Raw genomic sequence first — 21,842 nt, forward strand, 5'->3', positions numbered from 1 at the left:
TAACGGCGTACCGGGAGGAATTTAATTCCCGGCAGCCACCGGCTGCGCGGCGATACCTATGTCCGTAACCCCAGCCTTACGGGCGGCGTCGATCACGCTCATGAAATCCTGGAACGGCGTGGTCTTGTCGGTTGCGATCGTCAGGTCGGTCTTTTCGGGCGCGCCGTCGGCCTGGAACATGGCCGTCAGCTGGTCAGGCGTCATCACCTGGTCCTTCACTTTAATCGTCCCGTCGGGCAGCACGTTCACGGTGAATTTTGGATGCGGCAGCGTATCAGCCTGGCTGGAGGTCGGCAGTTGCAGGCTCACCCCGGCATCGGGGATCATCTGCAATGTCACGATGACAAAGAACACAAGCAGGAACAGCATCACGTCGATCATCGGAATGATCTCGATGCGCGCCTTGCGGCGTTCGAAATAGCGCATTTTCATCGGTTCAGGCGTTCACTAGCCGCGGGCTGGCCTGGGTCTTTGGCGCCGCGCCGCGCGAGGGCACCATGGGAGAACCATCCGTGCGGTTCACGATCATCATCTTCATCGAGTCGAGCTGATGCACGACCAACTGTACCTGGTTGCTCAGGGCGTTGAAGCCGGTGAGCCCGAGCATGGCGATGAAAATACCAAATGCGGTGGCGACCAGCGCATCGGCGACGCCGCCGGTCACTTCGGCCGGGGCATGGCCCGGCTGGGCCAGCACGTTAAAGGCGTGGAACATGCCGATGATGGTGCCAAACAGACCGAGCAGCGGCGCAAGGGTCACCACGGTGTCGAGAATCCATAAGCGGCGATCAAGCATCGGGGCAATCAGCATGATCGACTCATCCAGCCGGTTGGCCATGCCCTCGGAATCGGCGGTGTCGAGATGGCGGATCGCGGTATCCAGCAATACCGCTTCCGGCAGGCTGCCCGCGGCGTGCAGCAGGCCCGTGAGGTCCTGGTGCGAGAGCGCGGATTTTTCGGCGGTTGCGCGGATGATCGACTTGCCGCGCAGGATCGTGCTCCGCAACGACCAGGCGCGGTCGATCATAACGGCCAAGGCCAGCAGCAGCAGCGTTGCCAGGACGTAGAGTACCCCATCCGAGTAGTCGGCGAGATAAATGATATACGCGATACTCAACTTCTTAACCCCTAATGTGTTTAGGTGGCCGATACATCAACTCGCCTTGCCGCAGTGTGATAGATTTGTGTCAGTAACGTTCCCCCGCGCGGCGAACCTTTTGGTTTTGCCCCGCGGGCGCCCGCGGGCTAAGACCTCACCGTATGACTCACGCAACCGCCACCGAGGGGCGCGGAAAGATCCCTCCTGAGCTGGTTCTGGTATCTATCACCATGGTCTGGGGCTTCACCTTTCTAGCCATCAAGCTGGGGCTGGCGCATGGCGGCGCCCTGGCGCTGGTAGGCCTTCGTTTTGCCATTGGCGCCGTGCTGCTCGTTGTCATCACCCGTCCGTCCTGGCCCCGCCTGGCGGAATGGCGCGCCGGGTTTTTCATCGGCGCCTCGCTCTTCGCGGGCTATGCGCTGCAAGCCCAGGGCCTTACGGACATTGCCTCCAGCCGGTCGGCTTTTTTCACGGCTCTTTATGTACCTCTGGTGCCGGTGCTGCAGTTGCTGCTGTTCCGCAAGCCCCCGGGGTGGAGCGGCCTGCTCACCATCATCCTGGCATTCGCCGGGCTTGCCCTGCTCGCGCATCCCAAGGGCGGCGTGTTCCGGCTCTCCCTGGGTGACATGCTGACCCTCGCCGCCGCGCTGGCCTGCGCGCTCGAGATCATCCTGCTCAGCCGCTATGCGCCGCGCTGCAATCCGCAGCGGCTGGCGATCGTGCAGATGAGCGTGGTGGCGGTGCTCAGCCTGGGCGCTAACCTGCTTACCGGCGCGGCGGTGCCCTGGGGCTACCCGCCGTTCTGGTACAGCACCATCGGCCTGGGATTCGCCACGAGCGTTATCATGTTTGGTCAGGCCTGGGGGCAGGCGCACGTCCCGGCGCTGCGGGCCAGCGTTATCTTCGCCATGGAGCCGGTCTGGGCGGGGGCCGTGGGCGCCGTGGCGGGCGATCCGATGGGCCTCGCCACCATCGCCGGCGCCGGCATGATCGTGACCGGCATCCTGGCCGAGCCGTTCAGAAGGTTTTTGGCCCGCAAAGCCGCTCCGCCCGCAACTGCTCGGGCGGCGCGCCAAACCAGCGGCGGCACGCCCGGCTGAACGGGCTCAGCTCGGCATAGCCCAACAGCTGGCCGATGCTTGAAATCGAGAGATGCGGCAACGGCAAATAGCTAAGCGCCAGCGCCTGGCGCACTTGCTGCACGGCGTCTGAGTAGCTGAGGCCAAGCGCCCCCAGGCGCCGCTGCAAGGTCCAGCGGGCGATGCCCAGCGCATCCGCCACCTCTTCCATGGGCGGGTATCCATCGGGCAGGCGGGCGCGAATCTCTCCGCGCACACGCGCCGCCAGCGGTACGGCCCCGCGCGGCAACCGGCGCATGCACGCCTCCGCCAGCAAGCGCGAGAATCTGCCGGCATCCGTGCCCGGCATCGCCCGGTTCAAATCGCGCGGGCGGAAGGCAATGGCATTGGTGCGCTGGCCAAAATACACCGGCGCGCCAAACGTCTCCTCATGCTCGCCGCAATGCCCAGGGTTCGGATGCTCAAAATGCACCTCCTCGGGCATAAACCCCGGCCCGAACGCATGCCGCAACAGGTTCTGGAACATCGCGATGGTCAGCTCCGCATCCTGGCGCCGGTCGAATATCCGCCAATCGAGAATCCGGTACTCCAGCCGCAGCAACCCGCCCTCGGCCCGCAAGCCGACCTGGCTGGCCTCCTGGTGCAACGGAAACAGATCCACGAACTGGCGTAACGCGGTGCCGATGGTGGGCGCAGCCAGCGCGATATCGCCCACCAGCCCGTGGCTGGAGGCTGGGAACTGCCGCCCATAACGCAGCCCGAAACTGTCGCAGCGGGAAATTTTCGCCGCCCGCTCCATCATGTCCACATAGGTTGAAAGCGCCAGGCTGCCCTCGCTGGCCCCATTCAGCCGGCTGGCATCAATCCCCGCCGGCCCCATTACCCGGCCGGCATCCGCACCGATTTCATCAAGAAACGGCAAAAGTCCCAAAGTCGCCACCAGGGCGACCTGCGCGCTCCCGCTCTGTTCAGCCTGGGTCTGTTCAGACGGCTGGCTTATCATTTCAAACTCTGCCCTTCGTCCCGGGTGCGGTGCGCATGGCATATCCCGAAGTTCGCAAGCTAAGCTGATAACGATCCAGCGTGCAACCCGCCCGGGATCACCGGGCGGCCAGCATCTGCGGCGGCTTTTGGCGGACTTTTATTCTATTCTTACTCTGTCATAAAACTCTTGCCCGTTTCGGAGTTGATCTGTCAGATTTGAGATTCTCACTCGTGGAGGCGGCGGGGGTTTTACCCAGCAGAAGGCAGATCGCGTGGCATAATGCCGCGCGGTTGAGCGTGTAGAAATGGAAGTGGCGCACCCCGCTGTCATAAAGCTTCAGGCACATTTCAGCGGCGATGGTGGCGGCCACGATCTGGCGTGTCTCGGGGTGCTCATCCAGCCCCTCGAGCAGCCGGTTCATCCATGGCGGGATTGCGGTGCCGCACTGGGCGGCGAATTTGCGCGTCTGCGCGACGTTGGCGGCCGGAAGAATGCCGGGGACGATCTCGGCGTTGATGCCAGCGGCGGCGGCGCGGTCTCGCAAGCGCAAGAACGCCTCGGGCGAGAAGAAGAACTGCGTGATGGCGCGGTCCGCGCCGGCGTCAATTTTGGCCTTCAGGTTGTCGAGATCAGCCTGGACGCTGAGGGATTCCGGATGGCATTCAGGATAGGCCGCAACCGAAATCTCAAACGGGGCAACGGCTTTCAGCCCGGCGGTCAGCTCCGTGGCGTTGGCAAAGCCCTCCGGGTGCGGGGTAAAGCGCTGGCCCGCCTGTGGTGCATCGCCGCGCAGGGCGACGATATGGCGGATGCCCGCCGCCCAGTAGCTCTGCGCGATCTCCAGCACCTCGCGCTTGCTGGCCCCCACGCAGGTGAGGTGCGCCGCCGCCGGAATCGGGGTCTCATGCGCGATGCGGGTAACCGTGGCATGGGTGCGCTCGCGCGTGGAGCCGTCCGCACCATAGGTCACGGAGACAAATCGCGGGCCGAGCGGCGCCAGGTTTTGCACGGTCTCCCATAACCCGGCGTCCATTTTATCGGTCTTTGGCGGGAAAAACTCGAAGGAAACCTCAATATCCCCCGCGGCATGAGCAAAAGCAGGGGCGCCCTGGCGCATCGGAGAGAGCGAATTCATGCGGCAATGTCTTTCATGTCAGCCAGGGCCGGGCGCTGGCCCAGCCAGAGTTTCACGGTTAATTCGCCACCCTCGAGCGGCTGGGGCGGCGTGGTCTCAAGTCCCGCGCCGACGAACCAACCGGCGATCTGCTCATCGGTGAAGCCCAGCCGGGCGTGCGCGTGGCGGGTGCGCAGCTCCTCTTTCTCGTGCGGGCCGAAATCCACCACCAGCAGCCGCCCACCGGAGGCAAGCAGGCGCGCCGCCTCGGCAACCGCCGTTTCGGGCTGCTGGGCGTAGTGCAGCACCTGGTGGATGATCACGGTATCGGCGCAGCCGCCCGGCAGCGGCAGGGCATGAAAATCCCCCTGGCGCAGCTCCGCTCGTTCCAGCCCGGCGCGGGCCAGCTTGGCGCGGGCGAGGCGCAGCATCTCGGGGCTGCGGTCGATTCCGATGACGCTGCGCGCCGTCTCCCCGAAAAGCTCGATCATCCGCCCGATGCCGGTGCCGATATCAACCAGCCGGCCGATGGGCGCGGCGCTCAGCGTGGCGCGGATCGCCGCTTCAACCTGGCTCTCCGCCACATGCAGGGAGCGCATTTCGTCCCATTCGGCGGCATGGGCGTTGAAGTATTCGGCCGCGGCGCGGGCGCGCTCGTCCCGCACGGCGGCGAGGCGGGCCATATCCGCAACAGCCTGGTCATCGCCTTCCTCCGGCCCGCTCCAGGAGTCGATGGCGGCCAGCAACGGCGCCACCCGCGCCGCCGCACCCAGGCTGAGAAAAACCCAGCTCCCCTCCTTGCGCCGCCGCGCGATCCCGGCATCGGCCAGGATTTTCACATGCCGTGATACACGTGGCTGGCTCTGCCCCAGCACCTGCGCCAGCTCACCGATGGAAAGTTCCATCGCCCGCAGCAGGGCCAGCATCCGCAGCCGCGTGGGATCGGCCAGGGCACGGAAAATTTCAAGCGCATCGTTCATCATAATTAATTATATAAAGATATGCTTATATCTTTGTCAAAGCCAGCCGCCGCATGGCGCCGGGCATCGCTATGTCTCCAATGCGGTTAAAAACCAGCGTTCCGGCGGTTTTCTGGTTTTGTTTGTCTGGCCTCGTATTTCCGGGCTGGGCCGCGATTTCACTTGCTCTGGAAAAGATATTGAAATCGGAGTGCTGTGGTGACAGCGGCATTACCCTTTTTTTATCAGGTTTCGCGCCCCTAGCCATGCCAGTTTTCCGCGCTTACAAATTGCGCTAGCGGAATACCGAAGGACGAACTGGCGTGGTCAATCTGCATGGATGAAACAGTAAAGCCGCGCCAGCGGTACCGGGTTGCTTTTTGCGCCGTGCTGGCCGCCTTCGCGGGCGGCGCCGCGCTGGCCGCTCCCGCCAGCGTGGACTGGGTGGCGGCAAAATCGGCGCCGCAGACTCCCGAAATTTCAGCCTTCGCAAGTGAGCAGCCGGGCGGGGTTGTCATGGTCACCTCCGTTCAGCACGGGGTTGTTTCCGGGCTTGCCGTGCTACCCGGCCAGAGCGTCGCGCCGGGGCAGGTCATCGCCCGGCTGGGCGGCCCGCAGGTTGCCGCCGCCCTGGCCCAGGCGCAAGGCGCGCTGGTGGATGCCACGGCCGCGCGGGATGCAGCGGCCATATCCCTGGCGGCGGAACAGCAGAAGCTGCAACAGCACCTCTCCACCCGCCAGCTGGTCGCGCAGGCCAGGGCCGCGCTCGCCACCGCAACGGCGCGCCGCGCAACGGCGGCGGCGGATTTAACGGCGCTGCGCCAAGCGGTGGTTTTGCGCAGCCCGCTGGCCGGGGTGGTGCAGAGCGTACCGGCCGTCAGCGGTGGCTTTCTGGCGGCGGGGCAGGTTGCTGCCACCATACAGCCCGCAGCGGGCAACTGGCTCCGCGCCGTGTTCTACAACGCCGCCGCGGCGGATATCGCCCCCGGCGCCCCGGGCATATTCACGCCCGGCAGCGGCGGCGCCCCGGTGCCGGTGCGCGTGCGCGGCGCGCTTGGCACGGCGCAAGCCGATGGCGGCCAGCCGGTGGCCTTAACGCCGGGCGTCCCCCTGGCGCCGGGGGTGTTCGGCACGGTCACGCTCGCCCAGCCGGCGCGCGAGGCCGTCATGGTGCCCTCCAGCGCCCTGATTCTCGACAAAGGCCAATGGTGGGTGATGCTGCACACCGCGCGGGGGGATCATCCGGTCCCGGTTGTGCCAGGCCCGGCGCAAGGCGCTGACACGGTAATAAAATCCGGCCTGAAGCCGGGCGAAGATGTGGTGGTGGTGAACGCGTATCTGCTTTACCATCGCGGCATCGCCGCCTTGTATCAGCCGCCTGATTAGCGCCGCGCCCATGATGTCTTCATTCAGCCGCGTTTTGCTGCGGCCCGCGCTGTGGATTTTGCTGTACGGCGGGATGATCGGCTACGGCGTTTACGCGCTGGTGAACATTCCGGTCGAGGTTCTGCCGGCGTTCAATTTTCCGGCGATCAGCGTCATCACGCATCTGCCGGGCACCACGGCCACCAGCATGGAAACCCTGGTCGCCACCCCGCTTGAGGGCCAACTGCTCGGCCTGCCGGACGTGACGCAGGTGCGCTCGGCCATCGGCGATGGGGTGGTTGAAACCGATTTGCGCTTCCGTGCGGGTACGGACCCCAACGCCGATCTCCAGGCCGTCAACGGCGCGATCGACCGCGTGCGCGCCAGCCTGCCGCCCGCCGCCCAGCCTTTGTCCGAGATCATGGGCAATGCGATCAACGAGGTGGCCGATTATGCGCTGCAAATCCCCGCCGGGGTGCCGCATGAGGAGGTTTCCCGCGTGGTCGCCGCCACCATCGTCCCCGCCTTGCGCGCGATATCGGGCGTGCAGCTGGTTGATAGCGCCGGCATTGGCGATGCGGCGCTCTGGGTGCAGCCGGACCTGAACGCCCTGCGCCAGGCGCATATCCCGGTGAGCGCGCTCACCGCCGCGCTGGCCGGGCAGGTGAGCCTGGCGCCCGGCGGGTATCTCACGCTCGGGCATCAGGATTCACTGATCGAGCTGCATAACCTGCCCACGCGCATTGCCGATTTAAACGCAACGCCGGTCGCCGGGCCAAACGGGCCGGTGACGCTGGGCAGCCTGGCGCGCATCATCCATGCCACGCTGCCCACCCATCAGCGTGAATTGCTGGACGGCCAGCCAAGCATCGCGCTGACGATTTTCAAGCAGCAGGGCGCCTCCACTTTGCCGGTCACGCAAGCCATCGCCCGCAGGCTGGCGGCGTTGCGCGGCCAGTTGCCACCCGGCGTGCGGTTCATCCGCATTTATGACCAAGGCCATCTGGTGCATGCGGTGGGGACGGATCTGCGGCGCAACCTCATCATCGGCGGCGTGCTGGCGATTGCGATGATGCTCTTCGTGCTGGGCGCGCGCAGCGGCGCGTGGCTGCTGGCGTTGAGCATCCCGGTCTCGCTGCTGCTGGGCATCGCCGGGTTGTATGCCGCCGGGCAGAGCCTCAATTTGATGACGCTGGGCGCGATCACCGTGGCGCTGGGGCTGGTGGCCGATGACGCGATCATCGTGCTGGAGAGCGTCTGCCACCGCTGGGAGGCGGGCGATGCCCCCGCCGCCGGTGTTTTGCGCGGCCTGCGCGACATCGCGGCGCCGGACATCATCGGCACGCTCACCACCATCCTGGTGTTCGTCCCCTTGTTGTTCACCGGCGGGCTGGCCGGGCTGTTTTTCATCCCCTTCGCTTTGGGCATGGTGTTTTCCTTGCTGGCCTCCCTGCTGGTGTCGCTCACGCTCATCCCGCTCGGCCTCAGCCTGGTGCGCCATGGCGGGGCCATCCCGCAGCCCTCGCGGCGCAGCGAGCAGCTTCTGGCCGCGCTACGGCGCCACAACCGCCGCCTGTTCAATTTCGTGCTGCGCCATCCGCGCTGGGCCATCGGCGGCTGCTTCCTGCTGCTACTGCTCAGCCTGGCGGCGATGAGCCTGGTCTCGGTGAACATTCTCCCCTTGCCGAATGAGGGCGTGCTGCTGGAATCCTTCACCCTGCCTCCCGGCACCGCGCTGCTGGACACGCAGGCGGCGGTCAATTCAATCGTCACCCGCATCAACACCAACCCCGCGGTGGCCCACAGCCTGGCGCGCATCGGCTCGGCCGCGGGCAGCAACTACACCGAGCCGGCCTACGCTGGAGAGATCGAGATTCTGCTGAAACCCGGCGCCGGGGCAAACAGCCTGGATGCGATCGCCGCCCAGATACTCGCCGCCAGCCAGACCCCCTCGGTGCAGCTCGGGGTGGACACGCCGACAGTCGAGCGCCTGGGCGAGAGCCTCTCGGGCCTGCCGCAACCCTTTGAAATCCAGCTGTACGGCGCGAAATTCGCAGAGATGGCCACGCTGGCGGATGCGATCACCTCCCGGCTAGACAAGGTGAGCGGCCTCTCCGGCGTGTTCAATAACGACGGCTACCCAGAAACGCAGATCAACGTGCAGCCGCGCCCCGCCGCCCTGGCCGCGGCCGGACTCACGCCCGCGCAGTTGAGCCATGAGCTGGCCGCCCTGCTGGCCGGGCAGGTGGTGGCGCGCGTGCCGGACGGCAACATCGCGCTGCCGGTTTATCTCCGCCTGCCTGATCCGGCCGCGTTTTCCCTCGATGACCTGGCCGCCCTGCCTGTTGGCAGCGAGAGCGGCACGCCGCTCGGCCAGCTCGCCAGCATCAGCCTCGTCACCAGCCCGAACCAGTTTCACCATATCGACGGCGCGCGCGCCTTCGATATTCTGGCAACCCCCACCACCGCGCCGGGGAGCGCCATCGCCGCCGCCAAACGGGCGCTGGCCAGCCTGAAGCTGCCGCCCGACTGCCGCATCGCCTTTGGCGGGTTGTACCCCATGCTGGAGAGGGCCGTTCTCGGCCTGGGCATCGCCTCGCTCGCCGCGGTCATCCTCATGGCCGGCGTGCTGGTGCTGCGCTTTGGCGGCCGGCATGCGCCAGGATTGCTGATGATGCAGATCCCCCTGGCGATGACCGGCGGCGCGCTGGCCCTGGCGGCCAGCGGGCTGGGGTTGAACGGGATCGGCCTGGTCGGCTTCCTCACCCTGGCCGGCGTCAGCCTGAACCACGGCATTGTGCTGCTTGACCGCGCCCAGCAAAACGAGAACGCCGGGCTGGCCCCGGCGCAGGCCATGGAGGAAGCGCTGAATGTGCGCTTCCGCCCGATTTTTCTCACCACCGTCGTCGCCGTGCTGGGCATGCTGCCCACCGCTCTGGGGTTTGGCGCGGGCGCCGCGCCCGAGCAGGGGCTGGCCATCGTCATCGCAGGCGGCATCGTCTGGAGCGCGCTGCTCAGCACCAACCTGATCCCAGCTTTATACATTCGCTACCGTGGCAAATAAGCGCCGGGTATGGCCGGTTTTTTACACCAGCCCGCCAAGAGCTTGACTCTCTGGGTTTGGTGGCAGGCTGGTATAAGCTCTTGATTTTGCGCGCGGCCGCCCCACCAGCCCCGCGCGCATACTTGTCAGCCTTAAGGCTGACAAGTATTACACCGGCCCGCTCTCTCGACAGGCTTGTCTCAGGCGTGGCACCGCGCCGACCAGGCGGCATTGCCGCTGGTGGTGTCTGGTTTGGAAGCTCTGGTGAGAGCCCCGCCCTTATCCCGCCGCGTAACCGACAACGCCCTTAATTTCGAGGAACTCCTCAAGCCCCCATTGGCCCCATTCGCGGCCGTTGCCGGACTGCTTGTAGCCGCCGAAGGGGGCGTTCAAATCACCTTTCGGGTAATTGATGTACACATTGCCGCTGCGCATCTTGCGCGAGATTTCCTGCGCCCGTTCGCGGCTGCCCGATTGCACATAGGCGGCCAGGCCATACACGGTGTCATTCGCCAGCGCGATCACCTCCGCCTGGGTCTCATAGGTGAGGATGGAGAGCACGGGGCCGAAAATCTCCTCCCGCGCGATACGCATATCCGGCGTTACATCGGCAAACACGGTCGGGCGGACGTAATAGCCCCGGTTCAGCCCGTCCGGGCGGCCGGTGCCCCCGGTCACGAGTGTGGCGCCCTCGTCGATCCCGGCCTGGATCATCGCCTGGATCTTGTCATATTGCAGCAGGCTGATCACCGGGCCTATATAAACCGCCGGGTCAGACGGCGCGCCCACCTTGATCGACTCCGCCGCACGCCGGGCGGCGTCCACCGCCACGCCGCGGAACTGCGCGGGGACGAACATGCGCGTCGGCGCGTTGCAGGACTGGCCGCTGTTCTGGAAGCAATCCACCACGCCGGTGCTCACCGCGGCTTCAATATCCACATCGTCAAGCAGGATATTTGCCGATTTCCCGCCCAGCTCCTGGTGGACGCGCTTGATGGTATCCGCCGCGGCCTTGGCGATGAGAATCCCCGCGCGCGTGGAACCGGTGAAGGAGATCATGTCGATATCAGGATGCTCTGACATCGCGGTGCCAACACCCGGGCCATCGCCGTTGACCAGATTGAACACGCCGGGCGGAACCCCCGCCGCGTGCATCACCTCGGCGAAGATGATGGCATCCAGCGGCGCGATCTCGGATGGTTTGAGCACCATGGTGCAACCGGCGGCAATCGCCGGGCAGACCTTGCAGGTGATCTGGTTGATCGGCCAGTTCCATGGCGTGATCATGCCGACCACGCCGATCGGCTCCTTGGCGATCAGCGTCGTGCCCTGCATGTGCTCGAACGCGAAAGTCTCCAGCACCGAGATCATCTGGGTCAGATGCCCAACACCGATGGCCGCCTGCGATTTATGCGCCAGCGTCACCGGCGCGCCGAGCTCCAGGGTGATCGCGTTGGCGATATCCTCATAGCGGGCCTGGAAGGCTGACAGAATCCGCTTGAGCAGGTCGAGCCGCTCCGCGCGCGTCGTCTGGCTGAAGCTCTCGAACGCCTTGCGCGCGGCGGCCACGGCGCGGTCCACATCGGCCTTCGAGCCCAGCGAGATCTGCGTGAACGCCTCCTCGGTCGCGGGGTTGATCACATCCATCGTGCGCGGCGTGACCGGGTTCACCCATTCGCCATTGATATAAAACTGCCGCTCATGTGCCATCGTTGTTATTCCTTATGAAAAATCTGAAAACGCCGGTTTCATGCGTCCCGCCGGGCGCGCACGGCCTGGCCAAAATGTTCAAACAGCGCCCGGTTGGGTGCGCTCAGCTCGGGGCGGTATTCCGGGTGCCATTGTACGCCGACGGCGAAGGGATGCCCATCCGCGGCGACGATTTCGGCAATGCCATCCTCGGCATAGCCATGCACGGTGAGGCCGCCGCCGATTTTCGCCAACGCCTGATAATGCAGCGAATTCACCGCGAAAGACGGCGCGCCGAACACATCGGCCAGCGGCGAGGATTCGATCAGGCTCACCCGGTGCAGCGGCGCGTAGCGGTCCTCGTAGCCGGCGTCTTCCGGGGCGTGATGCTCAACCGCCGGCTCCCGCGCGGGAATCTTGGTTTGCAGCGTGCCGCCCTGCGCGACATTCAATTCCTGCAACCCCCGGCAGATGAAAAGCGCTGGCACCCGCGCGCGCAGAATCGCGGGGATGAGCGCGAGCGAGAGCGCATCGCGCGCATCGTCAAACGGCCCATCCCCCGCCGCCGTATCGCCATAGCGCCAGGGCCGGATGTTCGAGGGGCTGCCGGTGAAGAGAAACCCATCGCACAACGCCAGCAGTTCCTCCACCCCGCCGCGCCCCTGTTCGCTCAGCACCGCGATGGGCAGGCAACCAGCAAATTGCGACACCGCCTGCACATATTTATCGCCGATGATCTGATACGCCATGCCGCCCAAATCGCGCATATCACTGATAACGCCCACCACGGGCCTGCGTGTTGTTTTCATTTGTCAGCCTCGGAGCCTTGGTTTTTTATACCGTTCAGCACATGAAAAATCCGCCCGCTCACACAACACTGGCCTGCCGCAGCGCGTCCAGCTCCTCGCCGGAAATTCCAAGCAGCCCGCCCAGCACATCCCGCGTATCCGCGCCCAGCAGCGGGGAGGCGCGCGCATCCTCCACCTGGGTGCGCGAGAAACGCATCGGGCTGGCGACGCTGCGCATCGAACCGGCGGCGGGGTGCGGCACGGTTTTGAAGATGCCGCGCGCCCGCACTTGCTCATGTGTCTCCAGATCGGCGAATTGGTTGATCGGGCCGCAAGGCACGCCGATCGTCTCCAGCTCGGCAATCCAGCTCTGGGCCGGGCGCTGGCGCATCAGCACTTCCAGCAGGGGGATCAGCACCGCCCGGTTGGCCACCCGCGCCGGGTTGGTGGCAAAGCGCGCATCGAGCGCCAGCTCCGGCGCGCCGGCAAGCTGGGTGAACCGCCTGAACTGCTCATCATTGCCGATAGCCAGGATCACATGACCATCCTGCGCCGGAAACACCTGATAAGGCACAATGCTCGGATGCGCGTTGCCCAGCCGCGGCGGCTGCTCCCCGGAGACGAGATAACTCATGATCTGGTTGGCCAGCGTGGCGATCTGCACATCAAACAGCGCGATATCGATATGCTGCCCCAGCCCGCTGCGCGCACGCTCGGCCAGCGCCGCCAGCACGGAGGTGGCGGCATACATGCCGGTGAACACATCGGTCACGGCCACGCCCACCTTCATCGGCTCCCCGTCCGGCTCCCCGGTCAGGCTCATCAGCCCGCCCATGCCCTGCATCAAAAAATCATAACCGGCGCGGGCGCGGTAGGGGCCGGTCTGGCCAAACCCGGTGATCGAACAATAAATCAGCCTGGGGTTGACCGCCGCCATATCCGCCGGGCCGAGCCCCAGCCTGGCCAGACCGTCAACCTTGAAGTTCTCCAACAGAATGTCGCTCTGCGCGGCCAGCCGCTTCACCAGCGCCTGCCCCTCGGGTTTGGCGAAGTCGATCGTCACCGATTTTTTGCCCCGGTTGGCGCAGAGGAAATAGGCGCTCTCGCCGCGCCCGCGCCCGCCCGCCGCGGGCGGCAGGAACGGCGGCCCCCAGCTGCGCGTATCGTCGCCCGCCTCCGGCCGCTCGACCTTGATAACCTCAGCCCCCAGATCCGCCAGCACCTGCCCTGCCCAAGGGCCGGCCAGAATACGGCTGAGGTCGAGGACGCGAACACCCTGCAGCGGGCCGGGCATGGTCTAAAATGCCGCGATGCCGGTCATCGCGCGGCCCAGGATCAGCGCATGCACATCATGCGCACCCTCATAGGTGTTCACCGTCTCCAGGTTCACCATATGGCGGATCACATGATACTCATCGGCGATGCCATTGCCGCCGTGCATGTCGCGCGCAACGCGGGCAATATCGAGCGCCTTGCCGCAGTTGTTGCGCTTGAGCAGCGAGATCATCTCCGGCGCGGCCGCTCCCGCATCGAGCAGGCGGCCCAGCTGCAACACGCTATGCAGACCAAGGGTGATCTCGGTCTGCATATCGGCCAGTTTTTTCTGCACCAGCTGCGTCGCGGCGAGCGGGCGGCCGAACATCTTGCGCCCCAGCGTATAGTCGCGCGCGGCGTGCCAGCAGAACTCCGCCGCCCCCAGCGCGCCCCAGGCGATGCCGTAGCGCGCGTTGTTGAGGCAGGAGAACGGGCCGCGCAGACCCTTCACGCCGGGCAGCATCGCCTCCTCAGGCACGAACACATCCTGCATCATGATCATACCGGTGGTGGAGGCGCGCAGGCTCACCTTACCCTCGATCTTGGGCGTGCTCAGCCCGGCGGCGCCGCACTCGATGAGGAAGCCGCGAATATCGCCCGCATCGTCCTTGGCCCAGACCAGCAGCACATCCGCCAGCGGCGAATTGGTGATCCAGGTTTTCGAGCCGTTGAGCACATAACCGCCATCCACCTTCACCGCCTTGGTGCGCATCGAGGCGGGGTCAGACCCGGCATCCGGCTCGGTCAGGCCAAAACAGCCGACAAATTCACCCGTGCGCAGCCTGGGCAGATATTTATCTTTCTGCGCCTGCGAGCCGAACGCATAAATCGGGTACATCACCAGCGAGGACTGCACCGAGAAAGCGGAGCGGTAGCCGCTGTCCACGCGCTCCACCTCGCGCGAGATCAGCCCATAGGCCACATAGCTCACATCGGCGCAGCCATGGGTGCTAAGCGTCGCGCCGAGGAAACCCAGCTCGCCCAGCTCGTTCATGATCGAGCGGTCAAAATGCTCCTCGCGGAAGGCTTTCAGCACGCGGGGCTGCAATTTCTCCTGGCAATAATCATGCGCGGCATCGCGGATGGCGCGCTCTTCCTCGCTCAGCAAGCTCTCAAGCCGCAACGGGTCGCTCCATTCGAACGGACCCATTTTCCCTTTGGTGGTTTGCGGCTGCGTCATGGTGAACTCCTTGCTGAAAAACGCCCGGCTTGCGGGGTGGCGGCGCTACTCTTGCCGCACCTTCAAAACCGGCGCAAAGGAATTAAAAGGTAAGTTTAATGTGATTTTAGCATTAAACTCCCGATGCCGGGGGTCAAGCCGTGGAACTGCATCAGCTGCGCTGCTTCGAGATGGTTGCTGAGGAGCTGCATTTTGCCCGCGCGGCGGACCGCCTGGGCATGACCCAATCTGCCGTCAGCCGCACGGTCATGGCGCTGGAGGCCCTGCTCGGCGCCCGCCTATTCAACCGCAGCAAGCGCTCCAGCGTCACCCTCACCACCACCGGCGCGCTGTTTCTGCCCGAGGCCAGGCTGATCCTGCGCCAGGCCGAGCGCGGGGAGATGGTGGGCAGGCGGGCCGGGCGCGGCGAGCTTGGCCGGATCGAGATCGGCTATGTCGCCTCGGCGGCGCTGGCCGGCACCGTGTCAGACTTCGTTCGCCGCTACCGCGTAGTGGCGCCGGGCGTGGATGTGCATCTGCGCGAGCTGGAAACCCCCCGCCAGATTGAGGACATCGCCACCGGCCGGCTGGACCTCGGCTTCATCCGCGCGCGCAAGCAATACCCGGTCGAGATCAAGGTGTTCCGTCTCAGCCGCGACCCTCTGCTGATCGCCCTGCCGGCCGGCCACCCGCTGGCGCGCCAGGAGGCGGTCACCCCGGCGGATCTCGCGGGCATTCCCTTGCTGGTGCCCCATTTCGGCGAGGAGGCGGGGTTTCTCACCCGCATCCAGGAGCTGGGCCGCGCCGGGGGGTTCAACCCGGTCATCATGGAGCCGGTGCGCAACTTTCTCACAGTCATCACCACGGTCGCCGCCGGGCTTGGCTTCGGGCTGGTGCCCGTCTCGGTGGGCAATCTGCGCATCCCTGGCACGGTGCTGCGCCCGGTGCGCGGGTTAGATCTCAGCTCCGATCTGGTGCTAGCCTCCCGCCACGCCGAAGCCTCTCCCGCAGTCAGGCAGTTCATCGCGCTGCTGGGCCAGTTCAAGCGCGATCGTTTGAGGTTCGCTCAGCCGAGCGAGCCGCCGCCCGCGCACTAGCCTAAATCTCCATGTTCCATACCGATGCCGGCAGCGATAATTTCGGCCAGATCGCGAAGAACTTTTTCGTAGGGAATGACGGCCTGCGCCTGGAATTTTATGGCGGCTCCGGCCGCGCGAATCCTGACGGCGTGCCGGGCACGGTGCATTACCAGAGTTCCATCCCCGTATTCGGCGCGCAGGCAAGCTACCCGCTGAACCGGTAGCGTTCTAACGCCAGACCGTCATCGCTCCAATGAGCAGCAGCACCACCGCCGCGGCGATCGTGTTGAAGGTAAGGAACTTGGTAAAATGTTCCCACCCCTTTTTGGAAGCCGCGTCGAACTCCTGTTCGCCCGGCGCATCGTGCTGGTGAGCTGTGTTGGATGCCATGTCTCGTCTACCTTCCCGGAGCAATTTCAAGAAACCAAATTTCTGGCCAAGCTTTACGGTTATGCCCCAGCCTCTGGCAAGTGGATTTTGCGCGCCAGCGCCGCCAACGCCTCCGGATAAAGCCTGTGTTCCTGCACCAGCACCCGCGCCGCCAGCGCCTGTTCGCTATCGCCGGGCAGAACCGCCACCCGCGCCTGCGCCAGCACCGGCCCAGCATCCATCTCCTCTGTCACCAGATGCACCGTGCAGCCATGCGCCGCCTCACCCGCCGCCAGCACCCGCGCATGGGTATCCACCCCCGGATAGGCGGGCAGCAGACTCGGGTGGATATTCAGCATCCGCCCGGCCCAGCGCTTTACTAAATAAGGTGTCAGCAGCCGCATATATCCGGCCAGACACACGATCTCGATGTTGCGCGCTACCAGGGCCGCGTCAATCGCCCGTTCATGCGCCTCGCGGTCCCGGCCGAACGGCCTGGCCGGAACCGCCAGCGCCTCCACCCCCAGCCCGCGCGCAATCTCCAGCCCCGCCGCATCCTCCTTGTTGGAGATCACAAGCGTAATCTCAGCCGGATAGTCCGCCTCCCGCGCCGCCCTGATCAGCGCCTCCATATTGGAGCCGCGCCCGGAAATCAGAATCGCAACGCGTGGTTTAAGCAAACAGGCTCTCCTGCCCCGCGATCACGACACCCGGCCGGTCCGTCACATGCCCAAGCAGAAACGGCGCCTCCCCGGCCTCACGCAACAGCGCCATCGCCGCACCGGCATCGCTCACGATCAGCGTCATGCCGGCGCCGCAGTTGAACACCCGCAGCATTTCCTCTGGGGCCACATTGCCGGTTTTCGCCAACCACGGGAAAATCGCCGGCATGTTCCACGGCCCGTTCAACGCCGCGCCGCAGGTCTCGGGCAGCGCGCGCGGCAAATTGCCCGGCAGCCCGCCGCCGGTAATATGTGCCGCCCCCTTCAACAATCCGGCCTTATGCAGCGCCAGCACCGGCTTCACATAAATCCGCGTCGGCTGCATCAGCACCTCGGCAAGCGGCCGCCCATCGCCAAACGCCGAACCCCAGTTCAGCCCCGCAGTGGCGATAATCCGCCGCACCAGCGAGAAACCGTTGGAATGCACGCCCGATGACGGCAACGCCAGAATCGCATCGCCCGCCGCAACGCCCGCCGGCAGCAGCGCGCCACGCTCGGCCGCCCCCACCGAGAACCCCGCGAGGTCATAATCCCCCGCAGCGTACATCCCGGGCATTTCCGCCGTCTCGCCGCCCACCAGCGCGCAACCGGCCAGCGTGCACCCCTGCGCAATCCCCGCGATCACCCGCTTGGCCGCGTCCACATCCAGCGCCCCGGTCGCGAAATAATCCAGGAAAAACAGCGGCGCCGCTCCCTGCACGATCAAATCATTCACACACATCGCCACCAGGTCGATGCCGACATGGTCATGAATCCCCGTCTCGATGGCGATCTTCAGCTTGGTCCCCACGCCATCGGTGGTCGAAACCAGAATCGGGTCCACGAACCCCGCCGCCTTCAAATCGAACAACGCGCCGAAGCCGCCCAACCCCCCCAGCACCCCGGCGCGCGAGGTCGCCTTGGCCAATGGTTTAATCGCCTCAACCAGCGCGTCGCCGGCCTCGATATCCACACCGGCATCCCGGTACGTTACGCTGGTCATGTCAGCCTCCAATGCGCTAAGCCTGCGGCATGGGTTTGCGAGTCCACGCCGAGAAATTTCTGCCGCGTTTCAACACAGGCTTTTGCCGCGCGCAATCGCTGGCGGGGCGGCCATGAGCAATCCCCTCTACGATTCTTCCCCCGGCAACAAGCTGCGCTGGCAGCGCCTGGCCCTCGGCATCGCGATCCTGTTGGTTTCATGGGAATTTCTCCGCCTCTTCTCGGCCATTCTCACCCCCTTCGTGGTGGCGGCCGGCCTAGCTTATTTTCTGGACCCCGCGGTAAGCCGCCTCGCCAGACTCGGCGTGCGCCGCTCGGTGGGCACCCTGCTCATCCTCTCCGCTGCCGGCATTTTCGTGGTTTTGTTCATTTTGTTGCTCTATCCGGTCATCGCCGTCCAGGCCAGCGCCTTCGCCACCAACCTGCCCGGCTATATCCAAACGGCGCAGAAAGACTTCGGCTACCTCATCCTTGAGCTGCAACGCCGGCTTGGCCCCGGCGCCATGAGCCAGAAGCTGCGCGACATTGCCGCCAACCAGGCCGGCACCGTCGTCTCCTTCGCCGGCACCGCCGCGCGCAACATCATCGGCAGCGGCTTCGCCGTAGTGAACATCCTCACCTTGCTCATCATCACCCCCATCGTCACCTTCTACTTCCTGCGGGACTGGCCATCGATCATCCGCCATGCCGACACCTGGCTCCCCCGCCCCTATGAGGCGGTGATCCGCGCCCAGGCACTCGAGGTCAACCGCATCCTCGCCGCCTGGATCCGCGGCCAGGCGATCTGCTGCCTCCTGCTCGCCCTGGTCTACGCGGTGGGACTCACCGTCATCGGGCTGGACCTCGGGCTCATCGTCGGGCTGGCGGCGGGCATCCTCTCGTTCATCCCCTATGTCGGCACCATCGTCGGCGGCGTCACGGCACTTCTACTCTCGCTCACCCAAAACCCCGGCTGGCACGGCGTCCTGCTGGTGGCCCTGGTGTTCGGCTTCGGCCAAGCGCTTAACGACTACGTCATCCAGCCCCGCTTTCTGGGCGACCGCGTGGGCCTGCCCGCGGTCTGGGTCATCTTCTCGCTGTTCGCCGGCGGCGCCGCCTTTGGGTTTCTCGGCATCATGCTGGCCGTGCCGGTCACCGCCACGCTGGGCGTGCTCGCCCGCTTCTGGCTGCGCCGCTACCTGCAAAGCCCGCTGTACCTAGACTCCTCCCCCCCTCCATGAAGCAGCTCACCCTGCCCTTCGCGGAAACAGAAAATTTCTCCGCCGAGGATTTCTGCGCCGCCCCCTCCAACGCCCCGGCGCGGGACTGGCTGGCCCGCCCCGACAGCTGGAGCAACGGCCGGCTCGTCCTCTGGGGCGAACCCGGCTGCGGCAAATCCCACCTGCTGCACATCTGGGCGGCCGCCCATGGCGCCACCGTCATCAACGGCGCCACGCTGCACGGCCTGGTCCGTCCCACCGGCCCCATCGCGGTGGACGACGCCGATATCGTGCTCGACCCCCAGGCGCTGCTGCACCTGCTCAACGCCGCCGCCGAAGCGCATTTCCCTGCACTCATGGCCGCCCGCCTGCCCCCCTTGCGCCAGTCCTACCGGCTGGCCGATCTCACCAGCCGCCTGCGCGCCGCCGAGGCGGTGGAAATCCGCGCCCCGGAGGATGAGCTGCTGGAGCGCCTGCTCACCCGCCTCTCGGCTGACCGTCAACTCTCCTTAAGCTTCCCCGTGCGCAACTTCCTGCTCCTGCACCTGCCGCGCACCGCCGCCGCCTTGCGTGAGGCCGTCGCCCGGCTGGACCGCACCACCCTGGGCGAAGGCAAAAAAATCACCCGCCAGCTCGCCGCCGAAATCCTCGCCCCGCTCTTCGAAATGGCCTGATCCGGCCCCGCCAGAAAATTCGTTACAAACTCGTCATCCCCAGGCAGAATGGTTTGGTATAGGAGAGGATATGGACCAGATCACCACGCCACCAGCGCCGGAACTCAGCCTGAGCGACCCCGCCCGCTTCATCAACCGCGAGCTTTCCTGGCTGGATTTCAACTTCCGCGTGGTCTCCGAGGCCGAAAACCCCCGCCACCCCCTGCTTGAGCGGCTGCGCTTCGTCTCCATCAGCGCCTCCAACCTTGATGAATTCTACTCCGTGCGAGTCGCGGGCCTCATCGGCCAGGCCCGCGCCGGCGTGCTGGAACGCTCCGCTGACGGCGCCACCCCCGCCCAGCAGCTGCACCAGATCAACACCCGCGCGCGCGACCTCATCGCAGCCCAGCAGGCCGCCTTCACACATGTGCGCACCATGCTCGGCCCTGCCGGCATGGTCATCTGCACCGCCGTGCAGCTGACCTCTGACGATGCCCACTTCCTCGACGGCTATTTCATGGAGCGCATCTTCCCCGTGCTCACCCCGCTGGCGGTAGACCCCGCGCACCCCTTCCCCTTCATCCCCAACATGGGCCTCGTCATGGCCCTCACCCTGGCCCGTAACGACGATCACGGCCACATGTCCGCCCTCATCCCCCTGCCCAGCCAGATTGACCGTTTCGTCCGCCTGCCCAGCCCGCCCGGCGGACCGCTGCGCTTCGTCATGCTCGAGGATCTGGTCGGCATGTTCCTCTCGCGCCTGTTCCCCGGCTTCCAGCTCCAAGGCTCCGGCCTCTTCCGCCTGATCCGCGACACTGACGTGGAATTCGAGGAAGAAGCCGAAGACCTCGTGCAATCCTACGAGACCGCGCTGAAACGCCGGCGCCGCGGCGTCGCCATCCAGCTCACCATCCAGGCGGACATGCCAGCCGGCCTGCGCGAACTGGTGATCGACGCCATCGAGGCCCCCGCCGAGGAGGTCTACATGGAAACCGGCATCATCGGCCTGGTCGATGTCAAACAACTCATCGTCGATGACCGCCCCGACCTGCTCTTCCCCCCCTACACCGCCCGCTTCCCCGAGCGCATCCGCGATTTCGGCGGTGATTGCTTCGCCGCCATCCGCGCGAAGGACATCCTGGTGCATCACCCCTTCGAGAGCTTCGACGTCGTGGTGCAGTTCCTCCGCCAGGCCGCGCTGGACCCCGCCGTCGTCGCCATCAAACAAACCCTCTACCGCACCAGCCGCAACTCCCCCATCGTCAAAGCCCTCATCGAAGCCGCCGAAGCGGGCAAATCCGTCACCGCCATGGTGGAGCTGCGCGCCCGTTTCGACGAAGAAGCCAACATCCGCCTCTCGCGCGCGCTGGAAGCCGCCGGCGTGCAGGTCGTGTTCGGCTTCGTCGGCCTCAAAACCCACGCCAAAATGTCCTATGTGGTCCGGCGCGAGGGCGGCTCCCTGCGCGCCTACGCGCATTTCGGCACCGGCAACTACCACCCCATCACCGCGCGCATCTATACCGATCTCTCCTTCTTCACCTGCGACCCGGCGCTAACGCGCGACGCCGCCCGGCTGTTCAATTACATGACCGGCTACGCCCGCCCCGAAACCATGGAGCAGCTCGCCTTCTCGCCGCTCACCACGCGCAAAACCATCGTCACCCTCATCGATACCGAGATCGCCAACGCCAAGGCGGGCAAACCCGCGGGCATCTGGCTGAAGATGAACTCCCTGGTCGATGACCGGCTGATCGACCTTCTCTATGAAGCCTCGCGCGCGGGCGTGTCGATCCAGATCGTCGTGCGCGGCATCTGCTGCCTGCGTCCTGGCGTTCCCGGCCTGTCGGAGAACATCAAGGTCAAATCCATCGTCGGCCGTTTTTTGGAGCACGCCCGCATCTGCGCCTTCGCCAACGGCCAACCGCTGCCCTCACGGGCGGCAAAAGTGTTCATGTCCAGTGCTGACTGGATGGCCCGCAACATGGAAGGCCGGGTCGAAACCTTCGTGCCGATCCACAACCCCACCGTCCACGCCCAGGTGCTTGACCAGATCATGGTGGTGAACCTGCGTGACGACGCGCAAAGCTCCGAGCTGGCGGCTGACGGCACCTGGCACCGCGTCACCCCCGGCGACCCGCCCGCCTCGGCGCATGAATACTTCATGACCAACCCCTCCCTCTCCGGCCGCGGCTCCGCCCTGCACGGCGGGCTGCACGCGGACCGCCCGAAAGCGAAATACAAGCCC

21 protein-coding genes are annotated in these 21,842 nt (G+C 65.6%); 8 read left to right on the forward strand and 13 right to left on the reverse strand.

All coding sequences use genetic code 11. The features are described from left to right. Positions 1-21: 21 nt before the first annotated feature. The gene (locus PHE40_RS06090) at positions 22-426 is read right to left on the reverse strand and encodes a biopolymer transporter ExbD (protein ID WP_299959478.1); all 405 of its coding nucleotides are present in this window, start codon (positions 424-426) and stop codon (positions 22-24) included. Between the two features lie 10 nt (positions 427-436). Then, entirely contained in the window at positions 437-1,117 is a 681-nt protein-coding gene (locus PHE40_RS06095; protein ID WP_299959480.1) for a MotA/TolQ/ExbB proton channel family protein, read from the reverse strand. Between the two features lie 143 nt (positions 1,118-1,260). Between PHE40_RS06095 and PHE40_RS06100 the strand changes: the two genes are divergently transcribed. After that, positions 1,261-2,199 carry a DMT family transporter gene (locus PHE40_RS06100; protein ID WP_299959483.1) on the forward strand — a complete coding sequence of 313 codons (939 nt, stop codon included), beginning with the start codon at positions 1,261-1,263 and terminating at the stop codon, positions 2,197-2,199. Here PHE40_RS06100 and PHE40_RS06105 read toward each other — a convergent pair. From PHE40_RS06105 to PHE40_RS06120, 4 genes are all read right to left on the reverse strand, one after another. Next, positions 2,117-3,181 carry an AraC family transcriptional regulator gene (locus PHE40_RS06105; RefSeq protein ID WP_299959486.1) on the reverse strand — a complete coding sequence of 355 codons (1,065 nt, stop codon included), beginning with the start codon at positions 3,179-3,181 and terminating at the stop codon, positions 2,117-2,119. The genes PHE40_RS06100 and PHE40_RS06105 overlap by 83 nt on opposite strands. Before the next feature lie 157 nt (positions 3,182-3,338). Beyond that, entirely contained in the window at positions 3,339-4,298 is a 960-nt protein-coding gene (metF, locus tag PHE40_RS06110; protein ID WP_299959489.1) for a methylenetetrahydrofolate reductase [NAD(P)H], read from the reverse strand. Next, the gene (locus PHE40_RS06115) at positions 4,295-5,257 is read right to left on the reverse strand and encodes a metalloregulator ArsR/SmtB family transcription factor (RefSeq protein WP_299959535.1); all 963 of its coding nucleotides are present in this window, start codon (positions 5,255-5,257) and stop codon (positions 4,295-4,297) included. Before PHE40_RS06115 ends, metF begins: the two co-directional genes overlap by 4 nt. A 25-nt stretch (positions 5,258-5,282) precedes the next feature. After that, positions 5,283-5,504 carry a hypothetical protein gene (locus PHE40_RS06120; RefSeq protein WP_299959492.1) on the reverse strand — a complete coding sequence of 74 codons (222 nt, stop codon included), beginning with the start codon at positions 5,502-5,504 and terminating at the stop codon, positions 5,283-5,285. Positions 5,505-5,572: 68 nt separating this feature from the next. On the opposite strand from PHE40_RS06120, the gene PHE40_RS06125 reads away from it, so the two are divergent. Further along, complete coding sequence (locus tag PHE40_RS06125) at positions 5,573-6,622, forward strand: efflux RND transporter periplasmic adaptor subunit (RefSeq protein WP_299959495.1); 1,050 nt, start codon at positions 5,573-5,575, stop codon at positions 6,620-6,622. A gap of 10 nt (positions 6,623-6,632) precedes the next feature. Further along, complete coding sequence (locus tag PHE40_RS06130) at positions 6,633-9,665, forward strand: efflux RND transporter permease subunit (RefSeq protein ID WP_299959498.1); 3,033 nt, start codon at positions 6,633-6,635, stop codon at positions 9,663-9,665. A 258-nt stretch (positions 9,666-9,923) separates the two neighbouring features. On the opposite strand, the gene PHE40_RS06135 is transcribed toward PHE40_RS06130, so the two are convergent. Genes PHE40_RS06135 through PHE40_RS06150 form a run of 4 tightly spaced genes read right to left on the reverse strand, consistent with a single transcriptional unit; the run spans position 9,924 to position 14,615 of the window. Then, positions 9,924-11,354 carry an aldehyde dehydrogenase family protein gene (locus PHE40_RS06135; RefSeq protein WP_299959501.1) on the reverse strand — a complete coding sequence of 477 codons (1,431 nt, stop codon included), beginning with the start codon at positions 11,352-11,354 and terminating at the stop codon, positions 9,924-9,926. 38 nt (positions 11,355-11,392) lie between these two features. Continuing rightward, a complete protein-coding gene (locus PHE40_RS06140; RefSeq protein ID WP_299959504.1) occupies positions 11,393-12,142 on the reverse strand; it encodes a gamma-glutamyl-gamma-aminobutyrate hydrolase family protein in 750 nt (249 codons plus the stop codon). 58 nt (positions 12,143-12,200) lie between these two features. Continuing rightward, positions 12,201-13,415: a CaiB/BaiF CoA-transferase family protein gene (locus PHE40_RS06145; protein ID WP_299959507.1), complete on the reverse strand. Its 1,215-nt coding sequence runs from the start codon at positions 13,413-13,415 to the stop codon at positions 12,201-12,203. 3 nt (positions 13,416-13,418) lie between these two features. Then, positions 13,419-14,615 carry an acyl-CoA dehydrogenase gene (locus PHE40_RS06150; RefSeq protein WP_299959510.1) on the reverse strand — a complete coding sequence of 399 codons (1,197 nt, stop codon included), beginning with the start codon at positions 14,613-14,615 and terminating at the stop codon, positions 13,419-13,421. A gap of 140 nt (positions 14,616-14,755) precedes the next feature. Here PHE40_RS06150 and PHE40_RS06155 point away from each other — a divergent pair, with 140 nt between their 5' ends. Continuing rightward, positions 14,756-15,691 (forward strand): LysR family transcriptional regulator, encoded by a 936-nt coding sequence (locus PHE40_RS06155; protein ID WP_299959513.1) that lies wholly within the window; start codon positions 14,756-14,758, stop codon positions 15,689-15,691. A gap of 11 nt (positions 15,692-15,702) precedes the next feature. Then, the gene (locus PHE40_RS06160) at positions 15,703-15,897 is read left to right on the forward strand and encodes a hypothetical protein (protein ID WP_299959516.1); all 195 of its coding nucleotides are present in this window, start codon (positions 15,703-15,705) and stop codon (positions 15,895-15,897) included. A gap of 4 nt (positions 15,898-15,901) precedes the next feature. On the opposite strand, the gene PHE40_RS06165 is transcribed toward PHE40_RS06160, so the two are convergent. From PHE40_RS06165 to purM, 3 genes are read right to left on the reverse strand one after another with little or no spacing between them, the layout of a single operon-like run. Then, positions 15,902-16,063 carry a hypothetical protein gene (locus PHE40_RS06165; RefSeq protein WP_299959519.1) on the reverse strand — a complete coding sequence of 54 codons (162 nt, stop codon included), beginning with the start codon at positions 16,061-16,063 and terminating at the stop codon, positions 15,902-15,904. A gap of 59 nt (positions 16,064-16,122) precedes the next feature. Then, positions 16,123-16,722, reverse strand: coding sequence for a phosphoribosylglycinamide formyltransferase (gene purN / locus PHE40_RS06170; RefSeq protein WP_299959522.1), 600 nt, complete (start codon positions 16,720-16,722; stop codon positions 16,123-16,125). Continuing rightward, positions 16,715-17,746, reverse strand: a complete 1,032-nt coding sequence (purM, locus tag PHE40_RS06175) for a phosphoribosylformylglycinamidine cyclo-ligase (RefSeq protein WP_299959525.1) — start codon at positions 17,744-17,746, stop codon at positions 16,715-16,717. The genes purN and purM overlap by 8 nt, the downstream gene beginning before the upstream one ends. Positions 17,747-17,858: 112 nt before the next feature. Here purM and PHE40_RS06180 point away from each other — a divergent pair, with 112 nt between their 5' ends. The 3 genes from PHE40_RS06180 to PHE40_RS06190 all read left to right on the forward strand — a co-directional run. Continuing rightward, positions 17,859-18,965 (forward strand): AI-2E family transporter, encoded by a 1,107-nt coding sequence (locus PHE40_RS06180; protein ID WP_299959528.1) that lies wholly within the window; start codon positions 17,859-17,861, stop codon positions 18,963-18,965. Next, positions 18,962-19,618, forward strand: a complete 657-nt coding sequence (locus PHE40_RS06185) for a chromosomal replication initiator DnaA (protein ID WP_299959530.1) — start codon at positions 18,962-18,964, stop codon at positions 19,616-19,618. The genes PHE40_RS06180 and PHE40_RS06185 overlap by 4 nt, the downstream gene beginning before the upstream one ends. A gap of 70 nt (positions 19,619-19,688) precedes the next feature. Further along, a partial coding sequence (locus PHE40_RS06190; RefSeq protein WP_299959532.1) for an RNA degradosome polyphosphate kinase occupies positions 19,689-21,842 on the forward strand: 2,154 nt, incomplete at its 3' end.

The sequence above is a fragment of the Acidocella sp. genome (assembly GCF_028687955.1).
In the GTDB taxonomy this organism is placed as follows: domain Bacteria; phylum Pseudomonadota; class Alphaproteobacteria; order Acetobacterales; family Acetobacteraceae; genus Acidocella.

Coding starts and splice junctions, on each gene's coding strand:
- PHE40_RS06090 (WP_299959478.1), bottom strand. CDS start 426: ATGCGCTATTTCGAACGCCGCAAGGCGCGCATCGAGATCATTCCGATG.
- PHE40_RS06100 (WP_299959483.1), top strand. CDS start 1,261: ATGACTCACGCAACCGCCACCGAGGGGCGCGGAAAGATCCCTCCTGAG.
- PHE40_RS06105 (WP_299959486.1), bottom strand. CDS start 3,181: ATGATAAGCCAGCCGTCTGAACAGACCCAGGCTGAACAGAGCGGGAGC.
- metF (WP_299959489.1), bottom strand. CDS start 4,298: ATGAATTCGCTCTCTCCGATGCGCCAGGGCGCCCCTGCTTTTGCTCAT.
- PHE40_RS06115 (WP_299959535.1), bottom strand. CDS start 5,257: ATGAACGATGCGCTTGAAATTTTCCGTGCCCTGGCCGATCCCACGCGG.
- PHE40_RS06120 (WP_299959492.1), bottom strand. CDS start 5,504: ATGGCTAGGGGCGCGAAACCTGATAAAAAAAGGGTAATGCCGCTGTCA.
- PHE40_RS06125 (WP_299959495.1), top strand. CDS start 5,573: ATGGATGAAACAGTAAAGCCGCGCCAGCGGTACCGGGTTGCTTTTTGC.
- PHE40_RS06130 (WP_299959498.1), top strand. CDS start 6,633: ATGATGTCTTCATTCAGCCGCGTTTTGCTGCGGCCCGCGCTGTGGATT.
- PHE40_RS06135 (WP_299959501.1), bottom strand. CDS start 11,354: ATGGCACATGAGCGGCAGTTTTATATCAATGGCGAATGGGTGAACCCG.
- PHE40_RS06140 (WP_299959504.1), bottom strand. CDS start 12,142: ATGAAAACAACACGCAGGCCCGTGGTGGGCGTTATCAGTGATATGCGC.
- PHE40_RS06145 (WP_299959507.1), bottom strand. CDS start 13,415: ATGCCCGGCCCGCTGCAGGGTGTTCGCGTCCTCGACCTCAGCCGTATT.
- PHE40_RS06150 (WP_299959510.1), bottom strand. CDS start 14,615: ATGACGCAGCCGCAAACCACCAAAGGGAAAATGGGTCCGTTCGAATGG.
- PHE40_RS06160 (WP_299959516.1), top strand. CDS start 15,703: ATGTTCCATACCGATGCCGGCAGCGATAATTTCGGCCAGATCGCGAAG.
- PHE40_RS06165 (WP_299959519.1), bottom strand. CDS start 16,063: ATGGCATCCAACACAGCTCACCAGCACGATGCGCCGGGCGAACAGGAG.
- purM (WP_299959525.1), bottom strand. CDS start 17,746: ATGACCAGCGTAACGTACCGGGATGCCGGTGTGGATATCGAGGCCGGC.
- PHE40_RS06180 (WP_299959528.1), top strand. CDS start 17,859: ATGAGCAATCCCCTCTACGATTCTTCCCCCGGCAACAAGCTGCGCTGG.
- PHE40_RS06185 (WP_299959530.1), top strand. CDS start 18,962: ATGAAGCAGCTCACCCTGCCCTTCGCGGAAACAGAAAATTTCTCCGCC.